Genomic DNA, 20,972 nt, shown 5'->3' with positions numbered 1-20,972 from the left:
GCCGGGCCGCCGTCCCCGACCCGGCGCGAGGAACGCGCTTTCACCTCGACGCGCTGGTGGGAAGGGGCAATTCGTGGCCACGGACGGGCTGTTGATCTGCTGATCATCCGAATCGCCTGATCGGGTGACCATAGGTACCGGCCGTGCGGGGTACGTGCGGGATATGCCCCGCTGTCACCGCCTGCCCCCGAGAACGCCCCGCCCGACGCCGCTGCCGGAAGCGGTCAGAGGGGTGTGGCGCCGGTGGTCAGCGCGATGTGTCCGCGGATGCGTTTGCCGCCGGTACGGGGCCGGGTGACCGTCACGATGCCGCACGCCGCGTTGACCACCTTCCAGCCGTGTCCGCCCCCGAGCCCCGCGCGCACGTCGGTCTGGTCCGGTCCGGCGCTGACGGCGTCGCAGACGGTGATCTCCAGATGGCCGTCGAGGAGCGCCGCGATGAACGCGGTGACGCCTCCGGCGTGGGCGAGGGCGTTGCTGACCAGTTCCGAGGCAACGATCACGCAGTCCTGCTCGGCCGTGGCCGTGAGGGGACCGGTGTACTGCCGCAGCAGCGAGCGGACCGCCTCGCGCGCCTCCCTGGCCGTGAGGGGCCGCCCTCGCATCGTGTCGCCGAGTCGCAGTAGCGCCATCCGGAACAACTCCCGCCACGATCACGTTGATATGACTTATCCACCCGGTTGCCCCGCCCTCCCCGCCCGACGCCCGAAGCACCTCCACGTCACCCGAACGGGCGACACCCGAAACTCCCTGGACAGTTCATGTACCTGCCCGGCCCCACCACGCCGGCTGACGACCACCCCGGCTACCAGGTGACCCGCTCCGTCCGCTCGGGCACCCTCACCCTGCACCTGGGCGGCGAGATCGAATGGCGCGACATGCCCGCCCTACGCACCCTGCTGTGCCAGGCGGGCCAGGCGCAGGACCGGTTCGAGGTGATCGACCTGACCGGTCTGGAGTTCGCCGACTCCGCCTTCCTGCACCTGCTCCTCGACGTCCAGCGCCACCAGCGCACCCACGGCATCCCGATGCGCCTGGCCGGGCCGCTCCAGCCGATCGTGGACCGGCTGTTCACCCTCACCGGAGCCGACGCCTACTTCGACTTCCACCCCCGCCACCTGCCCAGCCGCCCCTGAACCCGGCCACCGGGAGGCCGCCCCCGCGGGGGCGCGTCGCTCACGGCTGCGGGGTGCCGTGGGGGAGGGGGGTGAGCGTGATGACGGTGTGCAGGCCGAGGCGGATGAGCAACGCGTGCGGGTGCTCGCCGAGTTCGGTCATGCTCAGCGTCCCGTTCAGGGAACTCAGGCGCTGGTAACAGTGGATGAGGACGGTGATGCCGGTGGAGTCGAGGCAGGTCGTACGGGAGGCGTCGAGGGTCAGATGGCGGCAGCCTTCGTCGACGATCCGGTCGAGCACGGCGCGTACGGCGGGCGTGGTGTGCAGGTCGAGGGCGTCGGGCAGGACCGCGGTGGCGCGGTCGCCGGCATGGTGGACGCTGTCGAGCACCGGAGCACCTCCTGGTGCGCGGACCGCGAACCTCCGTGGCCCTGAAGGGAACGTCTCAGCGGCTGTTCGCTGAACCGTGTGACCAGACTAAGGGCGTGAGCTCCGTCTCCGGGCCCGAGGGCCCGCTTCCAAGGGGGCGAGGACACTCGGAGGGCGGCGTTCCTGTGGCGTGTACATGTGCCTTTTCCCGGCGGGTTGCCCGGGTGGGGGTGGGTGCGGGACCGTGTCCTGGGGCACGCTTGTTCCCCAGGAGCCGGAAGGTGGTGAGGTGCGCGCGACGCGTACCTGTTGCCTGTGACTGCATCCCGAGGCCGTCCCGCCCCCGGACCCGCTCCGCCGGCGGGCACCGTCTGGAGCCAGGTTCCCTCTCCCGTGCTGGTCGCCGACCGGCACGGCACCCTCACGTTCCTGAACGCGGCCGCCCGGGACCTGCTGCCCGACGCGGCCCCCGGCACTCCGCTCGGCAGCGGTCAGGTCCCGGCCTGGCTGGCCGCCGCCCACGGACAGCTCACCTCGCGGACCCGGCCGCAGGGTCCGCGTGTCCCGCAGCCCCGTGCGGGGAACGCCCCGGCCGCATTCCGGGGAGAGATCGCGGACGGTTTCTTCGAAGCGCATCCGACCGAGGGCCCCGAGGGGAAGGTGGTCTGGTGGCTGGTGGACGACACCGGCCGCCACGCCGCCCAGGGCGCCCTCGATGACGCGCGCTCACGCGCGCGGGTGCTGGCGGAGGCGTCCAGCAGACTGCAGTCGACGCTGCACGTGCCGCGTTGCATGGAGGAGACGGCGTCGATGGCAGCCCAGCACTTCGCCGAGGCCGCCGTACTGGTGGCCCCGCCCAAGGGACGCACCTGTCAGCTCACCTACGCCCGTCGCGGCATGCCGGTCGTCCAGGCCACCCTGGCCGTCGACGTCGCCTCCGTACCCGGCCTGTCCGAGGCGTTGCAGGGCTTCCCGCCCGTACCCGCCCGCTGGATCGACCCGGCCGGCATCCCCGCCTGGGCCATCCCGGACGGCTTCACCACCCCGCTCGGATCCGTGATCATCACCCCGCTGCCCGGCCACGGCGTTCCGGCCGGCGCGCTGATCCTGCTGCGCTCCAGCACCGAACAGGCCTTCACCGAAGGCGAAGAAGCGTTCGCCCGCCTGTTCGCCGCCCGTGCGGGCGCGGCCCTGTCAGCCGCCCGCCTCTACACCGAACAGGCGGCCATCACCGCCACGTTGATGCGCGACCTGCTGCCGCCGACCCTGCAGGCGGTGGCCGGCGTGGAGTACGCCGGCCACTACCGCACCGCCGAGGACCACGAACGCATCGGCGGCGACTTCTACGACGTCCACCCCGGTGCCTCCACGGCCGAGGAGACCCACGTCGTCCTCGGCGACGTCGCGGGCAAGGGCCTGGACGCCGCGGTCATGACCGGCAAGATCCGCAACACCCTGCACGCCCTGCTGCCCCTCGCCGCCGATCACCAGCACGTCCTGAACCTCCTCAACAGCGCGCTGCTCTCCTCGCACCACACCCGGTTCGCCACGCTCGTGCTCGCCTCCGTACGCCGCCACGGCAGCCGCGTACGCCTGCGGCTGACCAGCGCCGGCCACATGGCGCCGCTGATCCTGCGCGCGGACGGCACCGTCCAGGAAGCCGCCACCCAGGGCACGCTGGTCGGCGCCCTGCCCGCCGTCACCGCCCGCACGGTCGAGGCCGTCCTCCACCCCGGTGAGACGTGCCTGCTCTACACGGACGGGATCACCGAGGCCCGCGGCGGACCGATGGGTGATGAACTCTTCGGCGAGGACCAGCTCAAGCAGGTCCTCGCCCAGTGCGCCGGATTCCCGGCCGACGCGGTGGTCGAACGCGTACAGATGCTCGCTTCCCAGTGGGCCGGCACGGGACCGCACGACGACATGGCCGTCGTCGCCATCACCGCGCCCCGGGCGCGCGCCCTGAGCCTGGTCCCGGACACCGACGACGAGACCGGCGCCAGGAGGGGCAGCAGTTGATCCAGACCACCGCCACCAGTGACGTACCGCGGCGACCGCAGCGGGCCGTCGCCGACGGCGACGAACCCCGCGCCACCCCCGACCAGTCCCTCCTCCACCGCACCCACGTGCGGTACGGCGCCGCCGCCCTCGACGCGTACGCCGACCGCCCCGGCCCCGACACGAGCCCATGACACAGCAGCCACCCAGCCGACTGGTCCTCGCCGTCCACCACGGGCCGGCCACCCTCACCGTGGCCGTCAGCGGCGAACTCGACCAGGACACCGGCCACGCCCTCATCACCGACGTGTGCGCCCACCTCGCCGACCTGCCGCACCCGCCGCACGACGTACGGCTGGACTTCCGCGAGCTGACCTTCATCGACTCCTCGGGCCTGTCCGCCCTGCTCATGGTCCACCGCCACACCGATGCCCTCGGCGCCACCCTGCACCTGGACAACCGTCCGGGCAGGCTCGAACGCATGCTCCGGACCACGGGAGTCCTGGACCACCTCACCGCCCCGCCCGCCCGTGCCACCGACCGGCGGACCGACGACGGCGACGAACTCACCGGCGCCGGCACCCCCTGACCATCCCGGGGGTCCCGGCCCGCCGGGGCGGCCGAGGTCGTCAGCCGCCGATGTGCAGGTGTGCGCCGCCGAGGTCGACGTCAGCGGCGCCACACGACGCGAATTCGCTGACGAAGGTGAACGGGTCGGATGAGCCGGGGCTCTGGAAGTAGGCGCCGCCGTTCTGGAAGTCCACGCCGTACGAGACGCAGTCCATCGGCAGCAGCCTGGGGGCCGCGGCGGGAGCGGCCGCCGCGGCCAGCGGGGCGGTGAACAGGGTGAGGCAGGCCGCTGCCCCGGCACCCGCGAGCGCGAATCGCTTGATGTCCATGACCGTCGCTCCTGACCTTGAGGGTTGCCCCCTCCTTCAAGGATCCGCCCGACAGCCTCCGATGTCGCATCCGGCCCAGCCGACGACCGCGCACCGGTGGACGGCCGGTGATGGCCGGCGGGGCTCCGGTGGCGGTTGCGGCGCCCCGCGAAGAGGGCGGGTCAGGAGGTCAGCTGGAGGTGGAGCTGGAGGAGCTCTTCGACGTGGCGGATCTCGGTGACCTTTCCGTCGACGATACGCATGAGGTCGGTGCCGGTGAAGGAGACGTCGCGTCCGGTGGCGGGGGTCCCGAACCAGTCGCCGGTGTGGGTGGCGGTCATGCGCCAGTGGCTGACCACCCAGCCGTCACCGGCCTCGCCCTGGAAGACGAGCTCGTGGCGGGTACCGGTGAAGCCGTCCCGCACGGCGGCGACGAGGAGGCGCAGGCCCTCGATGCCCGAGGCGGCGCCGGGGACGGGGTTGTGGTCGACCAGGCCGGGGGACAGGACCTCGTCGAGGCCGCCGACGTTGCCGGTGTCGAAGAGCTCGTAGACGCGGGCGGCGACGGCGCGGGGGTCGGTGATCGTGTTCATGGGTGGCTCCTTGCGAGCGAGGGGGGAGGGCGGATGTGCCCGGTGGGGTCCGTGGGACCGCAGCCCCACATCCGGCACAACGGGCGCGGAAGCCGACATAATTTCCAAAAGAGACCAATATCCTCAAAGTGCTATAGTTCCCTAATGGAAACCAACCAGGTCAGCAGTGGTTCGCCACTTCCGAAGCGAGGGGACCTGCGGGTCCCGGACTGCCCCAGCCGGGACGCACTGGACCGGCTGGGCGGCAAGTGGAGCGTCCTGATCATCCTGACCCTGGCCTCCGGCACCCACCGGTTCTCCGCCCTGCGCCAGGAGATCGCCGGCATCACCGCCAAGGTCCTGACCGCCAACCTCCGCGACCTCGAACGCGACGGCCTGGTGACCCGCAAGGTCTACGCCGAGGTCCCCCCGCGCACCGAGTACACCCTCACCCCGCTCGGTGCCAGCCTGATCGGTCCTTTCCTCGCGATCCGTGACTGGGCCGAAACGCACGCGGCCGAGATCCACCACCACCGCACCACCCACGACAGCGCGCGCCGCTGACCGGCAGGGTGACCCTAGGGATGGGCGAACTCCCGGCGGGATCAGGGTGGTTGGGGGCATCGTCGGGGGATGAACCTTCCTTCCCTCCCCCCTGCCGTGCGGCATCCGGTGCGTACGGCACGGGAACGGCGGGCCCGCTCCGAGGAGTCGACCGCTCTGGAGCAGCGGCGCGAGCGTGCGCGGCGGGTGCTCGTCCGGCGGCGCCGGGGCCTGGCCGCCGGGGTGGCCTTCGGCGGCCTGGCGCTGGTGTTCGGCCTGCCGTTGCTGATGTGGCAGGGGCCCCATCTGTTCGACGGCAAGTACCTGGACGAAGCCGAGCTGCGCAAGGGCTCCGCCGCCCTGGTGACGGGGTTGCGGACGTCGATGGTGGCGCTGGTGGCCGCGATCGGTGCGGGGGTCGCGCTGCTCTACACCGCCCGTACGTACCGGCTCACCCGGCGGGGACAGATCACCGACCGGTTCACCAAGGCCCTGGAACGCCTCGGCTCCCCGGAGGTCTACGTACGGATCGGCGGCATCCTCGCCCTGGAGCAGATCGTCCAGGACGCCCCCGAGCAGGCCGCCACCGATGCCGCCCGGGTACTGGGGCACTTCATCCGCGACCGCGCGCCCAAGGCGCGCCCCACCGGCGCACCCGACGAACCGGAGGGGGAGGGGCTGCCCGAGCGGCCGGCCGCGGACGTCCAGGCGGCGCTCACCGCCCTGACCCGCCCCGAGTCCCGCACGCACGTCGACGCACGCGAACGGCTCGACCTGGCGGGCCTCCACCTGGCCGGAGCCGACCTCGGGCACGCGGACCTCACCGGGGCCCGCATGACGGATGCGACGCTGGCGGGCGCCGACCTGCTGGGCGCGACGCTGACAGGGGCCGACCTGCGCCGTGCGACGCTGACGAGGACCGGTCTGGCGGGTGCGACGCTGACGAAGGCGTGCCTCGTGGGCGCGACGCTGACGCGGGCCGACCTGCGGGGCGCGACCCTGACGAGGACCGATCTGTGGGACGCGACGCTGACGGGTGCCCTGCTGTGGGAGGCGACGTTGACGGAAGCCAATCTGCGGGCCGCGAGGCTGACGGGGGCGGACCTGCGGAGTGCGTCGCTGACGGGAGCCGATCTGGTGGGTGCGGCGCTGACGAGGGCCTATCTGGTCTGCGCGACGCTGACGGGGGCCGACTTGTGGGGTGCGACGCTGGCGGAGGCCGATCTGGACGGCGTGACGCTGACGGGGGCCAACCTGGCGGACGCGACGCTGACGCAGGCGAAGGGCCTCACCGTCGGGCAGGTGAGCGCCGCCCGCGTGAGCAGGCACACGGTTCTGCCCGAGCGGTTCTACCCCTCGGTGGACCCCGCGGGTCCGGAGGCGTGAGCGGCGCCGCGGACCGCGAGGTCAGTCCCGTACGGACGGCTGGTCGGTGACCCTGCTCAGCCGGGTGGGCCACCATGCGCGGGCGCCCAGGTCCCGGGTGAGGGCCGGGACCAGCAGGGAGCGCACCACGAGGGTGTCCAGCAGGACGCCGAAGGCGACGATGAAGGCGATCTGGAGCAGGAACGCCAGTGGGATCACCCCCAGCGCGGCGAACGTCGCGGCCAGGACCACGCCGGCGGAGGTGATCACGCCGCCGGTCGCGGTGAGGCCGCGCAGCACGCCCTCGCGGGCGCCGTGCCGCAGGCTCTCCTCGCGTACCCGGGACATCAGGAAGATGTTGTAGTCCACGCCGAGGGCGACGAGGAAGACGAACCCGTAGAGGGGCACCGAGGCGTCGGTGCCGCTGAAGCCGAGCAGGTGCTGGAAGACCAGGGACGCGATGCCGAGCGTGGCCAGGTAGTTCAACGCCACGGTGGCCACCAGCAGTACGGGCATCAGGAGCGAGCGCAGCAGGGCGACGAGGATGACGAGGATGATGACCAGGACGACGGGGACGATGAGGCCGCGGTCGCGTTCGGCGGTGGTCTGGGTGTCGTACTGCTGGGCGGTGTAGCCCCCCACCAGGGCGTCGGCCCCGGGGACGGCGTGCACGGCCTGGCGCAGGCGGCTGACGGTCCGCTTGGCCGCGTCGCTGTCCGCGGCGTCCTCCAGCGTCGCGTTGATCTGGGTGCGGCCGTCCACGACCAGCGGATCGGCCGGTGCGGGCCTGCCCCCGGCGCCGAGGGGCACCGCCCCGGCCACGCCCTCGGTGCCGGACGCCGCCTTGAGGACCTGCTCGGCCGCGGAGGCGTTGGTGACGATCACGGCCGGGTTGCCGGAACCGGCGGGGAAGTGGCGGGCCAGTTCCTGCTGGGCCGCCACCGAGGGGGCGTCGTTGACGAAGATCTCGTCCAGGGGCACGCCCTTGGAGTCGAGCGAGGGCGCGAACGCGGCGCACGCGACGAGCGCGGCGAGGGTGACGGCCCAGATCCGGCGGGGAGCCCGGTCCACCCATCCCGCGACCTTGTCCCACAGCCCGCGCGAACTGTCCTCGCCCGCGGCGCGCGGCCGGGCGGGCCAGTAGGCGGCGCGGCCGAGCAGCAGCAGCGCGGCGGGCAGGAAGGTGAGGGCGCTGAGCAGGGCACAGACGATGCCGATCGCCCCGACCGGACCCAGGGCACGGTTGTTGGTGAGGTCGCTGATCAGCAGGGCGATCAGGCCCAGGGCGACGGTGGCCGCACTCGCCGCGATCGGCCCGGCGGACTGGCGCAGCGCGGACCGCATGGCCGCGAACCGCTCCTTGCCGTGGGCGAGTTCCTCGCGGAAGCGCGCGGTGAGCAGCAGGGCGTAGTCGGTGGCGGCGCCGATGACGAGGATCGAGAGGATCCCCTGGACCTGCCCGTCCACGCGTACGACACCGTGGTCGGCCAGCACGTAGACGATCGCGCAGGCCAGGCCGAGGGAGAAGACCGCGCCCAGGATGATCACCAGGGGCAGCAGCACGCTGCGGTAGACCACCAGCAGGATCAGGAGCACGGTCACCAGCGCGACGGCCAGCAGGATCCCGTCGATCCCGGCGAACGCGTCGGACAGGTCGGCCTGGCTCGCCGCCGGACCGGCCAGCCGCACCGTGGTGCCGTCGAGCGCCACTGCCTTCCGTACCCGGTCGAGGGTCGGTGCGAGCTCGTCGCCCAGGTCGGGCTTGAGCTGCACCACCGCCTGCAGGGCCTCGCCGTCCTTGGAGACGGTCGCGGGGGAGACCGGCCCCGCCACGCCCGCGCTGCCCGCCAGGGCCGCCACCGCCCGGGTCGCCGCGGGCTGTCGGGTGGCCGCCGGTGCGTCGTCCGCGGTCCACAGGACGATCACCGGCAGGGTCTCGCCCTGGCGGAACGGCTTCTGCGCCTCGATGGTCTCGGTCGACTCGGCGCTGCGCGGCAGGAAGGCGGCCTGGTCGTTGGTGGCGACCTCGCCGAGCTTGCCGGCGAACGGGCCGAGGCCGCCGCCCACGGCCAGCCAGACGAGCAACAGGACCACGGGGGTGATCCAGCGAGTGGGTGAGCTGCGGGGCATGGAGGCGCTCCAGGACATCGAAGAAACTCAATGGCTGAGTATCTTAATCATTGAATCAATGACCCTGTGCCCCGGGTGCCGCCGGGTATGCCTGTACTTCGCCGCTTCACGCCCGGGCGGATGCACCCTGTGGCGCTCGACGTGGCGGCGGGGCGAGTCGAGCCGCACCGGTGCCGCCCCGGTGCGGCTCAACTCGCCTTCACCGAGGACCAATCCGGGTGGTGCCGGGCTCCGAAGGCAGTGTGTGGACGCGTTCGGACGGGCTGCCCGCAGCCCGGACGCGGCGGAGCTCTCGACCACAGTGCCACCGCCCCCGACGCGGCCCGCACCACGTGCCCGACCACGACCCGCCCCGAAGGAGACCCGTCCCATGGCTGACCTGCTGCGCCGACGTGCCCGTCACTCCCTCGCCTGCGCAGGGGCCCTCACCGTCCTGGTGGCCACCGCGGCATCCGCTGCCGCCCAGCCCCGCAGCCACCCGGCCCCCGCCGCCGCGCCCGACCGCGTGGACCTCGCCCGCTACGCGGGTTCCTGGTACCAACTGGCCTCGGTCCCCCAGCTGTTCGAGCTGCAGTGCGCCAAGAACGTCAAGGCCCTCTACACCCCGACCGCGGACGGCCGGGTGGCCGTCCGCAACAGCTGCCGCACCTGGCTGAACACCACCAGCAGCATCGACGGCGAAGCGCTCGCCCTGGACGCGACCGGCACGCGCCTGAACGTGTCCTTCCTCAAGACCGGCGGCTCCTACCAGCACACCCGACAGGCCAACTACGTCATTGTCGGCCTCGGCGACGCCTACGACTGGGCCGTCGTCAGCAATGACAGCCGCACGGCCGGATTCGTCCTCTCCCGCACGCCGTCCCTCACTCCCGCCGCGTGGCAGCACGTGCACCAGGCCATCCGCGCCGCGCACCTGGACCCCCGCGCCTTCCGCACCACCCGGCAGGACGGCGGCCCGCAGCACACCGGCGCCCTGCGCGCCGCCACCCCCGTGGCCGCCCCCTGACCACCCCGGCCGGGGCCGCCCGCACCGGCCCCGGCCACTCGCACCGGCACCCCTCGGTACCCCGCGGCCCGGGCGCCGGGTGAAGATGCGCTGCCCGCCCGGGAGCCGGACGATGGAACGAGCCGGTGTGTGCGCGGGGGCGCGCCCGGAGACCGAACCCCGGTACCGGAAAGGCAGGGGTCATGAAACTCAGTGACGAGCTCCCCGTCGACCATCAGCTCGGCAACGTGTACCGCTACGGCGCCGCCTTCTGCGGCCTGGTCCTGCTGGTGTTCGGCTGCCTTGGCTTCGCCGACGCGCTGAGCTCCTTCGACACCGACGGCAAGATCGCCGGTCTGAGCACCAACACCGCGCTGAGCGTGATCTCCGTGGTGGTCGGACTCGCCCTGATCGCCGGCGGGGTCGTCGGCGGGAACTTCGCCTCCACCCTCAACATCGCGATCGGCGCACTGTTCCTGCTGAGCGGCTTCTACCACCTGTTCACCCTCGACAAGGGCGCCAACTTCCTGCACTTCGGCATGACCAACGTGGTCTTCAGCTTCGTCATGGGCCTGATCATCATGACGTTCGGCATGTACGGCCGCGTCTCCAGCAGGCTGCCCCACGACAACCCGTACTGGCGCAGCCGCCACCCCCGCCAGGCCGCCGAGGAAGCACGCGCCCTGCGCCGCTCGCTCAACGAGGCCGCGGCCAAGGCCGTGGCACCCGCTGCCGGTCCGCTCCCCCGCAAGCTGACCTAGACGCGGCGACGACCGGCGCCCCTGAAGGCTGAGGGCAGGCGCCCTTGAAGGCTGAGGGCAGGTGCTACGACACCCATCCCCGGGTGAGGCCCTGGACCGCCGAGCCGTCGAGGTCCTTGAGCTTCGTCCCCGCGAAGGCGCGTGCGCGGTCCGAGGTCAGCACGCGGAAGGCGGGCCGTTCGGCATTGAGCAGGTCGACCAGCGTGTGCGCCACCTCCTGTGGCGCCTGCGCGTCGGCGAAGGCGCCGCGGGTGCGTTCGAGGTAGGCGGACAGCGCGGGGGCGTACGGGCCTGCCGCCTCCGGCGCCGTGGCGTCGATGCCCACGTTGCTGACGAACTCGCTCGCCACCGCGCCCGGTTCGACCACGCTCACGGAGACGCCGGTCGTGGCGGCCACCGGGGCGAGGGACTCCATGAAGCCCTCGACCGCGAACTTGGCGGCGCAGTAGGCCTCGTTGAAGGGCTGTCCGACGACCCCGCCCACACTGGTCACCGTCACCACGCGTCCCCTGCTCGTACGCAGGAGGGGCAGGGCGGCCCGGGTGACGTGCAGCACGCCGAAGAAGTTGACCTCCATCACCGCCCGTACGTCATCGACGCTCTCCTGCTCCAGCGTCCCGACGTGCCCCGCGCCGGCGTTGTTCACCAGGGCGTCCAGTCGGTCGAGCCCGGTCAGACAGGCGTCGACGGAGGCGGGATCGGTCACGTCAAGGGCCCGGACGTCCAGGGAGACGCCGGCGTCCCGGGCCGCCGCCTGGAGGGCGGGGGACTTCGTGGTGTCGCGCATCGTCGCGATCACGTGCCAGCCGTCGCGCGCGGCGGCGACGGCGGTGGCGAGGCCGATGCCCGAGGACGTTCCCGTGATCAGAACCGTTTTGACACTCATCTCAGTGGCACCCGTTCGCGAAGTTCCGGAATCTGACCGCAAGTATGCTGCCGCGTGATCCGCTCCGGGTCCCGGGGCGCGGCGTTCGCGTGTCGGAGGGCACCGGGAACGCCGCCGCCGTGGCCTCCGGCTCAGTCGTCGCCCACGATCGCCCGCAGGCGGGCGAGGTAGGCGTTGAACCGTTCCCGCCCGGTGTCGGAGAGCCGGAGCTGGGTCACCACCTTCCGGTTCTGGCGCAGCTTGGCCACCTCGACGATCCCCTCCTCCTCCAGGATCGCGACCTGGCGGGACAGTTCGGGGGTGGTCAGGTGCAGGGCGTCCCGGACGTCGGCGAAGGACACGTGCTGGACCCGGCGCAGGGTGCCGAGGATCGCCAGGCGCGTGGGTGAGTGCAGGAGCGTGGGGAGCGCATCGCGGGGCTGCTCGGCCGAGCCGTCGGTGGCCACGGGTCACTTCCTCCAGCGCGAGACGAGGTAGGCGCCGGTGAGCACGGTGGGGATGGCCGCGGTGACGAGGTGGCCGGCCGTGCTCCGCGGGCCTTCGCCGAACAGCAGCGTGGAGGCGGGGAAGGCGAGGTAGACGGCGGCGAGGAACTGCAGCCCGTTCTCCACCCGCGTGTGCGGGCGCCTGCGCGCCGCGTCGAGGTGGTGACTGCGCCAGGCCAGGACCATCGCGAACGCGACGACGTACACCGCGAGTCCCACCCACACGGACACCCGGGCGGCCATCGCCGCGTACAGCATTCCGTACAGCACGACCAGGGACACGACCCCGGCGGTGCGCTCGCGCCCGGAGGCCGACCTGCGCAGGTCGGGAGCCGCGTCGACCGCTGCGAGCTGGGCCTGGGGATCGGACTGTGGTGCGTGCATCATGCCGCGACTGTCGCATCTGGTTGCATAAAGTGCAACTGGATGCGTCGAGCGGGACTCGGGGGTGGTCGCGGCCGGACTGGCGACGACGTCGTGGGAGCAGCGGTGGCTGCCCCGGCGGCAGAGGCGAGAGCCGCAAAGCAGCGGTGGCTGCCCCGGCGGCGGAGGCGAGAGCCGCAGGGCTGCCGTGCATCCCGGGCGACCGTTTGAACGACGCGTCGGGCTCCGCAACCCCCTACCCAGCCCGCCCACCCGCGTCTTCGGGCCTGCGGAGGCGGGTGCGGGGGAAGGCGTGTGCGCGACCGATGGCCACGGTGGCGAGGGCGGGCAGCAGGAGTGCCAGGACCGCCCAGGGGAGGGAGCCCGCGCCGAGGTGGGTGAGGAGGAGTCCGCCGAGGGCTCCGCCTCCGGCGATGGCGGTGTTGCAGACGGTGACGAACAGGGTCTGGCCGCGGGTGCCCGCGGCATCGTTGACGGCGGTCTGCAGCAGCGTGGCGGCGCCGCCCCAGCCGAGCCCCCACAGCACGGCCGCCGCGTACAGGGCGGCGGAGCCGCCGTGCGGGGTGGTCAGCAGTGCGCCGCCGGCGATGAACGACAGGGTGCCCGCGAGCATCAGGGCGCGCGGACGGCGGTCGACGAGCGCCCCGGTGACCGCGACGCTGGCCGTGCTGGCGATGCCGAAGACGAGCAGGACCGCCTGCCGGGAGCCGCCGGCACCGCGGTCGTCGAGGAAGGCCGCGATGTAGGTGTAGAGGATGTTGTGGGCCAGTACGTAGCAGGCGGTGGCGATGAGGACGGCCGCGACTCCGGGCAGCCGCAGGGCGCTGCGTACGCCTGAGGCGCGTGCGGGGCTGTGGCCGGGGGCGTCGGGGACCGCTGCCCGGATCCAGCCGAGCAGGGCGAGGGCGACCAGGGTCACCAGGACGAAGGTGGGCCGCCAGCCGACGAGCCGGCCGAGGAAGCTGCCGAGGGGGATGCCCAGGGACATGGCCAGCGGGATGCCCGCCAGGACGATGGCGATGGCCCGGCCCTGGAGGTGCGCCGGTGCCAGACGACGTGCGTAGCCGACCAGTTCGGCCCACACGGCGGCCGCGGCGACGCCCGCCAGGACGCGGGAGCCCAGGGTCAGGGCGTAGGAGGGGGAGAGGGCGGTGACGGTGTTGGCGACGGCGAAGACCGCCACCGCCGTCAGCAGCAGGCGCCTGCGCCGCCAGGTGGCGGTGGCCCTGGACAACGGGATCGCGGACAGCCCGGTGGCCAGCGCGTAGACCGTGAGCGACTGCCCCATCGCGGACGGAGAGACGGACAGGTCGTGCGCCATCTCCGGCAGTACGCCGGCGGGCAGGCCCTCGGTCAGCAGCGTCACGAAGGCCGCGGTGGACAGCGCGAGCAGCGGGAACAGGGGTACGGACATGTGGATGGCCCCGGAGTCTTCACCGTGCGCGGGCCCCGACAGGGCGCGCCGCAGGGCGAGTTGGTGCGTACGTGGAAGATTCGGCGGCGCACCGGTGGCGGAGCAGGGACGGGGGCGTCTCAGCTGCCCGGGGCGGTGCGCGGGAGGCGGGGCCAGCGCATGCCGTCGACCTGTCCGCGCTCGGAGCCGATCGCGTACCGCACCCGGCGCCCGTGGACCCGCCGTGCGGGAGCCCGGCAGCCGCGGGGGCGACAGCCAGGAGCGAGACGGGCGGCGAGGGACATGGCAGCAACCTACCCCCGCCCACCACCGGCCTCGGACGGCGAAAGCCCCGAGACCCGCGCCCATTGGTCCCGAGACGCCCCGCTCGCCGCCGGTACCGCCCCGCACCTGCGCGCGCACCACCGGCCACTGACGACGACGGCCCGTGCGGCGCCGCTGCCGGACGCGGCCCCGGACAGCGGAAGCAGTACGAGCCGGTGCCTCCGCGTCCCCCGTGGTCATGCCCGAGTGGCCTCGGGGGCGGGGAGTCGGTAGCCCGCGCCTGGAGGAGCGCCTACGTGCAGGCGGGGGAGGCCTGGCTGAGGCGGACGAAGCGGGTTCCGCGGTCGAGGAGCAGGGGCAGCGCGCGGGCGTACCCGAGGGCGGTGGAGCCCTCCGGATGATTCATGTGGGCGAGGACGATGGCGCCGGTGGGAGCCTCGGCGAGCCGGCCGGCGATCGTATCCGCGGCGGCGGTCGCGCCCTCGTCGGCGTTGACGGTGAAGCCCGCGCAGCGCAGCCCCAGGGCGGTCACGATCTCTGATGCGACCTCGTCGCAGTGGGCTGTTCCCGGGCGGAAGAACCGCGGGGCACGGCCCGGGAACCGGGTCATGCCGTCCTGATTGCCCACGACCTCGTCGTACACCTCGGCGGCGCTGCGCGTCCCGGTGATGCCGTATGCCGTATGCCCGGTGACGGACAGCGGGACGTGGGCGGTGCCGTGGTTGGCCAGCTCGAAGAGGGGATCGCCGGCCAGCTCGGCGGTGGCCTGCGGATTGGCGCGGATCCACCGGGCGTTGAGGAACAGCGTCGCGGGCACCGACAGCTTGCGCAGCACGGCCACGAGGGCCGTGTCGATTCCCTTGCCCTTGACCGACCCGCACGCGTCGAAGGTCAGGGCGATCCCTGCCGAATGCGTGGGCAGACGTGTGAGCACCCCCGGTGCCTGCATGCCCCAGTAGCCGGGCCGGCGGTGGCCGAACGCGGCGACGATGTCCTCACGCCCGGGCCTACCGCACGGACTACCGGGGTCCGGAGAAACCGCGCTGCTCCTGGCCGAGGCCGTGCGGGGGAGGGACAGCAACCCGGCTGTGGTCGCGGCAAGGACCGTGCGGCGCGCGAGCATGTTGCCTCTTTCCCGGAACACGGCGCGTGAGATCGTTCGCGGAGCCTATCCGCAGCCATCGTTCCCCGTGCCGCACCGGGATGCCTGGTGTGTCGCCACGGGCACCTGCCGCTCGGTGCGCTGGGTCCTGCTCGGACCCCGGATCCCCCGTGGAAACCGGGGAGGTGACACACTGCGCCATCGACTGCCGCTCGCGGTCCAGGAGTACCTGCCGCCCGCGCCGTCACCACCCGAAGAGCGACTTGACCAGGGCGAAGGTGCCGATCCAGTGGTCGCGCAGCAATTGGTTCGCCCCTCCCCGGGTTTGCACGTGTTCCGCACCCGGCCTGTCACCTGCCCGGTCATCCAGTGGACGGGCTGCGTGGGTGCCCTTGAGCACGGTGTTGATCCACTGTCGGTGGGTGGTGACGTCGGCGAAGGTGTTGGTGTAGCCCTTCTCGCCCCAGCCTCCGCTGCTGGTGACGCCGGCGAGTTTCTCGACTCCGCGTTCGCGGATGGTGGCGGGGCCTCCGGAGTCGCCCTGGGCGGTGCCGACTTCGGTGGGCGTGAGGATGTTCAGGGCGCCCTTGCTGGTGCTGGTCAGGGGCAGGGAGCGCTCGTGGAGGTGGTCGGGGAAGCGACGTTCGTCGACGATGGCTCCCCAGCCGAGCATCCGCAGCTGGGTGTTGACCTTCGGTGTGCGGGAGGCGAGGGGGAGCGGGGTGTAGGGGACGGGGTGGTCGAGCCTGATCAGGGCGAGGTCGAAGTCGCCGTCCTTCGTGGGGTCGGGGCGGTGGATGTTCTCCTGGCGGACGGGCAGGAGGATGCCGCCGCTGTTCTTGTCCAGGCTGCCGATGCGCATCTTCCGCATCACGGGGCGGCCGTCGACCTTGGCGTCCACGCAGTGCTTGGCGGTCAGTACCCACTGCTCGTCGATGAGGGTGCCGGTGCAGACCTGGCCTTTGGCTTCGGGCAGGGCCTGGCCCTGGAAGTCGACGGCCCAGGGGGTGGGGTTCTTGGTCGTCGTGCCGCCGGTGATGGCGAAGGCGGGGCAGGCCCCGGCCAGCGCGATGCCGGCCGCCACGGCTGACACCACCGCGGTACGGGCCCTGCCGGTCACCGGCCCGGCCGGGCCGTGGGGGCGGAGGACTGAACTACGTCGCATCATGAACCTCTTGCTCTCTCGTGCCGGGGCGAAGGAACACGGACCCGCACGGGCCCGGCACCCCGTACGGGGGTGTGCCCGGGACGCCGCGCGTGCGCGGCCACGGTCCTGGCCGCAGCGGCCCGGGAGGCTCCTTCGCCGCCCGGCTAGATGCCGGTCCCACGGGCATGGTTGCGGCCCGGCGGCGTAGCGGGCAGAGAGACGACGAACGGCCCTGCCGTCCGGCCCGAAGCCGGGGTGGACATCGACGCTTCCCGGCTGGTAGCGGTCGACCGGCGCTCTGGACCGCGTACAGGTTCACATCGGGCACCCGCGGACCGGTGCCCCAGCTGGGCGGGGGTGTACGCGGAGACCCGCGCGGCGTGCGCGGTCGAATAGGGATGGACAGCCCACCCGAGGCCTGTAAATATATGCGTCATGACGCATGATCATGCACTGAGTCGAGTCCCGGACCCCGTGACGTGGCCGACGGGCTTCCGGGCCCACACAGGTCACGGCGGACTGCGTGAGCTCGGCGACGACGTCTCCATCGTGGTGTCGGACCGGCCGGCGACCAGCGCCGCCATGTTCACCCAGAGCCTCTTCGCCGGTCCGGCCGTAGTCCTCAGCCGCGTACACGCCTCGGGGCGGAACCTGCGCGCCGTGACGACCCTGGCGCAGAACGCGAACGTCGCCACCGGGTGTCAGGGCGAACAGAACGCTGCCGAGGTCGTCCGCCGCGTCGCCGGCATGGCGGGTGTCCCGGAGGACGAGGTCCTCATCGGCTCCACCGGCGTCATCGGACGCCCCCTGCCGATGCCCGCCCTGCGCGCGTACTTCGACGCGACCGCCGGGCGCGGCCCCGCGGCGTTCGGGGCCCGGCCGTTGGACGTGGCCCGCGCGATGATGACCACCGATACCCGCCCGAAGACCGCCGTACGGACCGTCGGGCAGGCCCGCATCGTGGGCATCGCCAAGGGCGTCGGCATGCTGGAACCCAACATGGCCACGATGCTGGCCTACCTGTTCACCGACGCGGACCTCCCCCCGGCCGACCTGGACAACGCCTTGCGCACCGCCGTGAACCGCACGTTCAACTGCCTGAGCGTCGACACCGACACCTCCACCTCCGACACCGTGGCCGTCATCGCCAACGGCGCCGCAGGGCACGTCGATCCAGCGGAGTTCTCCGCAGCCCTCGCCGACCTCTGCCTCGACCTCGCCCAGCAGATGGCCAGGGACGGCGAAGGCGCCACCAAGCTCCTGCGCGTCACCGTCGCCCGGGCCCGCGACCACGCACAGGCCAAACGCATCGCCAAGAACGTACTGAACTCCCCGCTGGTCAAGGCCGCCGTCCACGGCGCGGACCCCAACTGGGGCCGCGTACTCATGGCCATCGGCAAGAGCACCGACGACACCGACATCACGCCGGACCGCGTCACCGTGAGGTTCGGCGACATCGAGGCGTACCCCGAGGAACCCGGGGCCGGCACCCTCGACGAACTCACCGACGTCATGCGCCAGGACGAGGTCGACATCGTCATCACGCTCGGCACCGGCACGGCCGAAGCCACCGTCTACGGCTGCGACCTGTCAGCCGAGTACATCCGCGTCAACGCGGACTACACCTCATGAACGCGGAGTACACCCCATGAACGGCATCGACCGCGCCGTCGGACCCCCTGACGTCCTCGTCATCCCCCAGTGGCAGGGATCGGCCGCACGCGATCCCCAGCGGCTGGCCGAGGGCGCGCACCGACTGGGTGCGCTGCTCCCGGCGGGCCGACGCACCGTCGTGGAGGTCGACCCCCGCCCCGGACAGGACAAGGACGGCGTACGCCACCTCGACGTGCTGGCCCGCTCGCTGGAAGCGACCAGGACCGCGCTGGCCCGCAGCGGCGGCGACGCACTGCTCTCGGTGGGCGGCGACTGCGGCATCGAACTCGCGCCCGTCGCCCACGCCGTCGCCCGCCACGGCGACGACGTGGCAGTGGTCTGGTTCGACGCCCACGCCGACCTCAACACCCCCGAGACCTCTCCCTCGGGAGGATTCCACGGAATGGTCCTGCGCACCCTGCTCGGCCAGGGACCGCCACAACTGGTACCCACACCGGAGGAGCGCCTCTCCACCCGGCAGGTCGTCCTCGCGGGCGCTCGTGCCCTCGACCCCGCCGAGCAGGACTTCATCGAGTCCGAACACATCCGGGCCCTGCCCGTCCAGGCCCTCCGCGAACCGGGCCGGCTGGTGTCCGCGGTGACGAGTACAGGGGCCACGCACGTCTACATCCACCTGGACCTGGACGTACTGGATCCCGAGCACTTCCCCAGCCTGTCCTGCCCGGAACCCCAGGGACTGCACCCCGACCAACTGCGCGCCGCCCTCGCCGCGTTGACCGAGCGCTTCACGTTCGCCGGGATGGGAATCACGGAACACGCTCCCGCCGCAGGCACGACCAGCGGCGACCACGTCGTGCAACAGATCCTCGCCGGCATGGCTTTCCCGTGACGATAGCCGGCGCCGGGCCAGTCGACACCAGAGCGGTCCCGCGGCCCGCGTGGGACCGCGTTCGGGGCGGGCTGCCGGACTGCGCGCTCGCCCGCCCCGGTGGTCCGGCTCAGACGAAGCGTTTGATCTTGGGGAACTTCGCGGTGGTGTCCACGTAGTACTTGCGCACCAGCGGGCCGAAGCCGCTCTCCGCGTCGCCGAGGATCATCGTCCTGACGACACCCAGGCTCTTCGCCGGAGTGAAGTCCGCCGGTTTCGTCTCGGGCTTCCCGGAGACCAGCGTCTCCCACGCCTTCCGGGATTCCGTCGTGGCGCTGACGTCCGGGTCGAGGCCCAGGTAGTAGACGCTCTCGTCGGTGTCCTTCCCGACGGCCAGGAAGACGATCACGTGGAAGCCGCTGGTGAACTTGCTCGTGGCGCCGCCCACGTGCTCGGCCGGACCGTTGACGAAGACGGCGGACCCGGCCTTCAGGGCCTTGTCGATGCCGGCCCACGCGGCCGAGGCGACGAGTACCGACCCGAGGTCGGCGGGCTTGAAGAGGCCACCCTTCGCGGGGCTCAGCAGTCCGCCGATCCTGTTGCCGCGCCCCTGGCAGTCGCTGTCCATCATCTTTCCGAACGATGAATCGACCGGCATCTGCAGCCAGCACGTGAGGCGTTCGAGGCCGGAGCCGTCCGTCGCGTCCACCGCCGTCGCGATCCGGTCCCTGATGTCCTTGAGCGCCGGCGTGGGCTCGTCGCCGGCCTGAACGTACGCCTGTCTGATCACGAAGCATCCCCCGATTCCGGGGCTCACTTGGCCCCATCGTGATGCGCGCAGCGTATCCACGAAGGGGCGGAGAGTGAAGACATCCGACGGTCAACACTGCGCTGTCCAGGTGGAGTTGGGGACCTCCCGGGCCGGGCCCGCAGGGCGCGTGTGCTTGCGTGCCGGATGCGTCAGCGCGCCCCCCTTACGCCGGGATGCGTACCGCTCGGGCAGGGAATTCCAGACAGTCCGGCAGCCATCCGTCGAAGGGTTCGGAGGAGCGAGATGCAGCCGCACACCGCTGGAACGGCCGCGCACAACGGCGGCCGCTTACCCGTGCCCGCTACTCCGCGGGAACCCGTGGAGTACCGGGCAGCACAGCGCCAGACGAACATGCCGGAGCTCGACTTCCCCTTCCCCACCCACGTGAGCGGCCACTACCTGTACGTGCGGCCCCGCATCCACGACTGGTTCATCGCCAAGAACGTCCTGCACGGGCAACGGCTGCAGCGGTTCCTGCTCGGCGACTACACGCTCTTCGTGGCGATGATGCACGCGGGCAGTGACGAGAGCCGCCTGGAGCGGCTGACGCGCTACTACATCCTGTGGTTCGCGATGGAGGAGTACTGCGAGAGCCTGTGGCTGGACGACACGGGGAAGGCCGGCTCCTTCCTCGCCGCGTTCATCGACTACCTGCACAACGGCAAGCGCGGCCCCGCGGACCCGTGGCTGGACGCCTACGCGGAAGCGGTCGAGGACCTCCTGCTCTCGCCACGGCAGAGGGCGCTCCTGGTCACCTGGATGACCGACTGGCTGCGCGGCGAACAGCGCGTGGCCGCCTACAAGGGCGAGCCGCGCGAGGAGTTCATGCGGGACCGGTTCCACACCATCGGCCAGCACCTGGCGTTCCGCCTGTTCACCCAGTACGAACTGGCCCTGGACCTGCCCGCCGCGATCGCGGAACACCCCGAGGCCGAGACGTTCATCTGGACCCTGGTCCGGGCCGGCTCCTGGCACAGCGACGTGCTCACCCTGGAGGCCGAGGAGTCCCGGGGCGAACTCGTCAACACCGTCCACGTGATCGCCCGCCGGCCCGGGGCGACCCGGGAACACGCCATCGAGACGATCACCCGGCGGTTCCACGACGACTGCCGCCTCACCACACGGCAGGCACGAGCCCTCAGGCGCGCCCACTGGGCGGGCGACCACCAGCACGACCTCGCCCGCTGGGTGGACGCACTCATGGGCTGCTCGGCCGGCTTCCTCTCCTGGAACAAGATCACCGACCGCTACGCCGTGGCCCTGCAGTGACGCCCGCCCGC

Annotated in this window: 24 protein-coding genes; 11 read left to right on the top strand and 13 right to left on the bottom strand. The window is 72.2% G+C overall.

The window, feature by feature from the left end; genetic code table 11:
* Window positions 1–224 precede the first annotated feature (224 nt).
* Window positions 225–632 carry an ATP-binding protein gene (locus tag ABT160_RS07785; protein WP_351644896.1) on the bottom strand — a complete coding sequence of 136 codons (408 nt, stop codon included), beginning with the start codon at window positions 630–632 and terminating at the stop codon, window positions 225–227.
* Between the two features lie 129 nt (window positions 633–761).
* On the opposite strand from ABT160_RS07785, the gene ABT160_RS07780 reads away from it, so the two are divergent.
* Window positions 762–1,136 carry an STAS domain-containing protein gene (locus tag ABT160_RS07780; RefSeq protein ID WP_351644893.1) on the top strand — a complete coding sequence of 125 codons (375 nt, stop codon included), beginning with the start codon at window positions 762–764 and terminating at the stop codon, window positions 1,134–1,136.
* Window positions 1,137–1,176: 40 nt separating this feature from the next.
* Here the strand turns inward: ABT160_RS07780 and ABT160_RS07775 are convergent, their stop codons facing one another.
* Complete coding sequence (locus ABT160_RS07775; protein WP_351644891.1) at window positions 1,177–1,506, bottom strand: STAS domain-containing protein; 330 nt, start codon at window positions 1,504–1,506, stop codon at window positions 1,177–1,179.
* A 294-nt stretch (window positions 1,507–1,800) separates the two neighbouring features.
* Here ABT160_RS07775 and ABT160_RS07770 point away from each other — a divergent pair, with 294 nt between their 5' ends.
* The 3 genes from ABT160_RS07770 to ABT160_RS07760 are packed head-to-tail and all read left to right on the top strand — an operon-like array spanning window position 1,801 to window position 4,072.
* A complete protein-coding gene (locus ABT160_RS07770; protein WP_502984176.1) occupies window positions 1,801–3,504 on the top strand; it encodes a PP2C family protein-serine/threonine phosphatase in 1,704 nt (567 codons plus the stop codon).
* Window positions 3,501–3,677: a hypothetical protein gene (locus ABT160_RS07765; RefSeq protein WP_351644889.1), complete on the top strand. Its 177-nt coding sequence runs from the start codon at window positions 3,501–3,503 to the stop codon at window positions 3,675–3,677. The genes ABT160_RS07770 and ABT160_RS07765 overlap by 4 nt, the downstream gene beginning before the upstream one ends.
* The gene (locus ABT160_RS07760; RefSeq protein WP_351644886.1) at window positions 3,674–4,072 is read left to right on the top strand and encodes an STAS domain-containing protein; all 399 of its coding nucleotides are present in this window, start codon (window positions 3,674–3,676) and stop codon (window positions 4,070–4,072) included. Before ABT160_RS07765 ends, ABT160_RS07760 begins: the two co-directional genes overlap by 4 nt.
* A 40-nt stretch (window positions 4,073–4,112) precedes the next feature.
* On the opposite strand, the gene ABT160_RS07755 is transcribed toward ABT160_RS07760, so the two are convergent.
* Both ABT160_RS07755 and ABT160_RS07750 read right to left on the bottom strand, forming a co-directional pair.
* Window positions 4,113–4,382, bottom strand: coding sequence for a hypothetical protein (locus tag ABT160_RS07755; protein WP_351644884.1), 270 nt, complete (start codon window positions 4,380–4,382; stop codon window positions 4,113–4,115).
* 161 nt (window positions 4,383–4,543) lie between these two features.
* Window positions 4,544–4,954, bottom strand: coding sequence for an ester cyclase (locus ABT160_RS07750; protein WP_351644881.1), 411 nt, complete (start codon window positions 4,952–4,954; stop codon window positions 4,544–4,546).
* Between the two features lie 144 nt (window positions 4,955–5,098).
* Here ABT160_RS07750 and ABT160_RS07745 point away from each other — a divergent pair, with 144 nt between their 5' ends.
* Window positions 5,099–5,497 carry a winged helix-turn-helix transcriptional regulator gene (locus ABT160_RS07745; protein WP_351644878.1) on the top strand — a complete coding sequence of 133 codons (399 nt, stop codon included), beginning with the start codon at window positions 5,099–5,101 and terminating at the stop codon, window positions 5,495–5,497.
* 69 nt (window positions 5,498–5,566) lie between these two features.
* A complete protein-coding gene (locus ABT160_RS07740; RefSeq protein ID WP_351644875.1) occupies window positions 5,567–6,862 on the top strand; it encodes a pentapeptide repeat-containing protein in 1,296 nt (431 codons plus the stop codon).
* A 21-nt stretch (window positions 6,863–6,883) separates the two neighbouring features.
* On the opposite strand, the gene ABT160_RS07735 is transcribed toward ABT160_RS07740, so the two are convergent.
* Window positions 6,884–8,971, bottom strand: coding sequence for an MMPL family transporter (locus tag ABT160_RS07735; RefSeq protein ID WP_351644872.1), 2,088 nt, complete (start codon window positions 8,969–8,971; stop codon window positions 6,884–6,886).
* Window positions 8,972–9,341: 370 nt separating this feature from the next.
* Between ABT160_RS07735 and ABT160_RS07730 the strand changes: the two genes are divergently transcribed.
* On the top strand, window positions 9,342–9,977 hold the full coding sequence (locus tag ABT160_RS07730) for a lipocalin family protein (protein WP_351644869.1): 636 nt from the start codon (window positions 9,342–9,344) through the stop codon (window positions 9,975–9,977).
* A 182-nt stretch (window positions 9,978–10,159) separates the two neighbouring features.
* Window positions 10,160–10,717, top strand: a complete 558-nt coding sequence (locus tag ABT160_RS07725; protein ID WP_351644866.1) for a DUF4383 domain-containing protein — start codon at window positions 10,160–10,162, stop codon at window positions 10,715–10,717.
* Window positions 10,718–10,781: 64 nt separating this feature from the next.
* On the opposite strand, the gene ABT160_RS07720 is transcribed toward ABT160_RS07725, so the two are convergent.
* The 7 genes from ABT160_RS07720 to ABT160_RS07695 all read right to left on the bottom strand — a co-directional run bounded on the left by ABT160_RS07720 (window position 10,782) and on the right by ABT160_RS07695 (window position 16,336).
* The gene (locus ABT160_RS07720) at window positions 10,782–11,603 is read right to left on the bottom strand and encodes an SDR family oxidoreductase (RefSeq protein WP_351644864.1); all 822 of its coding nucleotides are present in this window, start codon (window positions 11,601–11,603) and stop codon (window positions 10,782–10,784) included.
* A 131-nt stretch (window positions 11,604–11,734) separates the two neighbouring features.
* On the bottom strand, window positions 11,735–12,049 hold the full coding sequence (locus ABT160_RS07715; RefSeq protein WP_351644861.1) for a transcriptional regulator: 315 nt from the start codon (window positions 12,047–12,049) through the stop codon (window positions 11,735–11,737).
* 3 nt (window positions 12,050–12,052) lie between these two features.
* Entirely contained in the window at window positions 12,053–12,475 is a 423-nt protein-coding gene (locus ABT160_RS07710) for a hypothetical protein (RefSeq protein WP_351644858.1), read from the bottom strand.
* Window positions 12,476–12,707: 232 nt separating this feature from the next.
* Entirely contained in the window at window positions 12,708–13,886 is a 1,179-nt protein-coding gene (locus tag ABT160_RS07705; protein WP_351644855.1) for an MFS transporter, read from the bottom strand.
* Window positions 13,887–14,005: 119 nt separating this feature from the next.
* Complete coding sequence (gene trpM / locus ABT160_RS47120) at window positions 14,006–14,170, bottom strand: tryptophan biosynthesis modulator TrpM (protein WP_502984175.1); 165 nt, start codon at window positions 14,168–14,170, stop codon at window positions 14,006–14,008.
* Window positions 14,171–14,442: 272 nt separating this feature from the next.
* The gene (locus tag ABT160_RS07700; RefSeq protein WP_351644853.1) at window positions 14,443–15,084 is read right to left on the bottom strand and encodes a polysaccharide deacetylase family protein; all 642 of its coding nucleotides are present in this window, start codon (window positions 15,082–15,084) and stop codon (window positions 14,443–14,445) included.
* Window positions 15,085–15,496: 412 nt separating this feature from the next.
* Window positions 15,497–16,336, bottom strand: coding sequence for a S1 family peptidase (locus tag ABT160_RS07695; protein ID WP_351644850.1), 840 nt, complete (start codon window positions 16,334–16,336; stop codon window positions 15,497–15,499).
* Between the two features lie 498 nt (window positions 16,337–16,834).
* Between ABT160_RS07695 and argJ the strand changes: the two genes are divergently transcribed.
* Window positions 16,835–18,031 (top strand): bifunctional glutamate N-acetyltransferase/amino-acid acetyltransferase ArgJ, encoded by a 1,197-nt coding sequence (gene argJ, locus ABT160_RS07690; RefSeq protein ID WP_351644847.1) that lies wholly within the window; start codon window positions 16,835–16,837, stop codon window positions 18,029–18,031.
* A gap of 16 nt (window positions 18,032–18,047) precedes the next feature.
* Window positions 18,048–18,902, top strand: a complete 855-nt coding sequence (locus ABT160_RS07685) for an arginase family protein (RefSeq protein WP_351644844.1) — start codon at window positions 18,048–18,050, stop codon at window positions 18,900–18,902.
* A 109-nt stretch (window positions 18,903–19,011) separates the two neighbouring features.
* Here ABT160_RS07685 and ABT160_RS07680 read toward each other — a convergent pair whose 3' ends face one another.
* Window positions 19,012–19,671, bottom strand: a complete 660-nt coding sequence (locus tag ABT160_RS07680) for a hypothetical protein (RefSeq protein WP_351644841.1) — start codon at window positions 19,669–19,671, stop codon at window positions 19,012–19,014.
* A gap of 339 nt (window positions 19,672–20,010) precedes the next feature.
* Here ABT160_RS07680 and ABT160_RS07675 point away from each other — a divergent pair, with 339 nt between their 5' ends.
* A complete protein-coding gene (locus ABT160_RS07675) occupies window positions 20,011–20,961 on the top strand; it encodes a terpene synthase family protein (protein WP_351644838.1) in 951 nt (316 codons plus the stop codon).
* The last annotated feature ends 11 nt before the right edge of the window (window positions 20,962–20,972 follow it).

Origin of the sequence: Streptomyces sp. NPDC001941, from assembly GCF_040296945.1 — a bacterium.
Lineage (GTDB): Bacteria > Actinomycetota > Actinomycetes > Streptomycetales > Streptomycetaceae > Streptomyces.
The sequence above is the reverse complement of the archived record's forward strand: the minus strand, read 5'-3'. Positions and strand labels throughout refer to the sequence as shown.

Bases quoted from the DNA above. Each gene is read 5' to 3' on its own strand.
- ABT160_RS07760 (WP_351644886.1), top strand. From the start codon at position 3,674: ATGACACAGCAGCCACCCAGCCGACTGGTCCTCGCCGTCCACCACGGG.
- ABT160_RS07735 (WP_351644872.1), bottom strand. From the start codon at position 8,971: ATGCCCCGCAGCTCACCCACTCGCTGGATCACCCCCGTGGTCCTGTTG.
- ABT160_RS07740 (WP_351644875.1), top strand. From the start codon at position 5,567: ATGAACCTTCCTTCCCTCCCCCCTGCCGTGCGGCATCCGGTGCGTACG.
- trpM (WP_502984175.1), bottom strand. From the start codon at position 14,170: ATGTCCCTCGCCGCCCGTCTCGCTCCTGGCTGTCGCCCCCGCGGCTGC.
- ABT160_RS07750 (WP_351644881.1), bottom strand. From the start codon at position 4,954: ATGAACACGATCACCGACCCCCGCGCCGTCGCCGCCCGCGTCTACGAG.
- ABT160_RS07720 (WP_351644864.1), bottom strand. From the start codon at position 11,603: ATGAGTGTCAAAACGGTTCTGATCACGGGAACGTCCTCGGGCATCGGC.
- ABT160_RS07685 (WP_351644844.1), top strand. From the start codon at position 18,048: ATGAACGGCATCGACCGCGCCGTCGGACCCCCTGACGTCCTCGTCATC.
- ABT160_RS07705 (WP_351644855.1), bottom strand. From the start codon at position 13,886: ATGTCCGTACCCCTGTTCCCGCTGCTCGCGCTGTCCACCGCGGCCTTC.
- ABT160_RS07785 (WP_351644896.1), bottom strand. From the start codon at position 632: ATGGCGCTACTGCGACTCGGCGACACGATGCGAGGGCGGCCCCTCACG.
- argJ (WP_351644847.1), top strand. From the start codon at position 16,835: ATGACGCATGATCATGCACTGAGTCGAGTCCCGGACCCCGTGACGTGG.
- ABT160_RS07755 (WP_351644884.1), bottom strand. From the start codon at position 4,382: ATGGACATCAAGCGATTCGCGCTCGCGGGTGCCGGGGCAGCGGCCTGC.
- ABT160_RS07725 (WP_351644866.1), top strand. From the start codon at position 10,160: ATGAAACTCAGTGACGAGCTCCCCGTCGACCATCAGCTCGGCAACGTG.
- ABT160_RS07745 (WP_351644878.1), top strand. From the start codon at position 5,099: ATGGAAACCAACCAGGTCAGCAGTGGTTCGCCACTTCCGAAGCGAGGG.
- ABT160_RS07730 (WP_351644869.1), top strand. From the start codon at position 9,342: ATGGCTGACCTGCTGCGCCGACGTGCCCGTCACTCCCTCGCCTGCGCA.
- ABT160_RS07710 (WP_351644858.1), bottom strand. From the start codon at position 12,475: ATGATGCACGCACCACAGTCCGATCCCCAGGCCCAGCTCGCAGCGGTC.
- ABT160_RS07780 (WP_351644893.1), top strand. From the start codon at position 762: ATGTACCTGCCCGGCCCCACCACGCCGGCTGACGACCACCCCGGCTAC.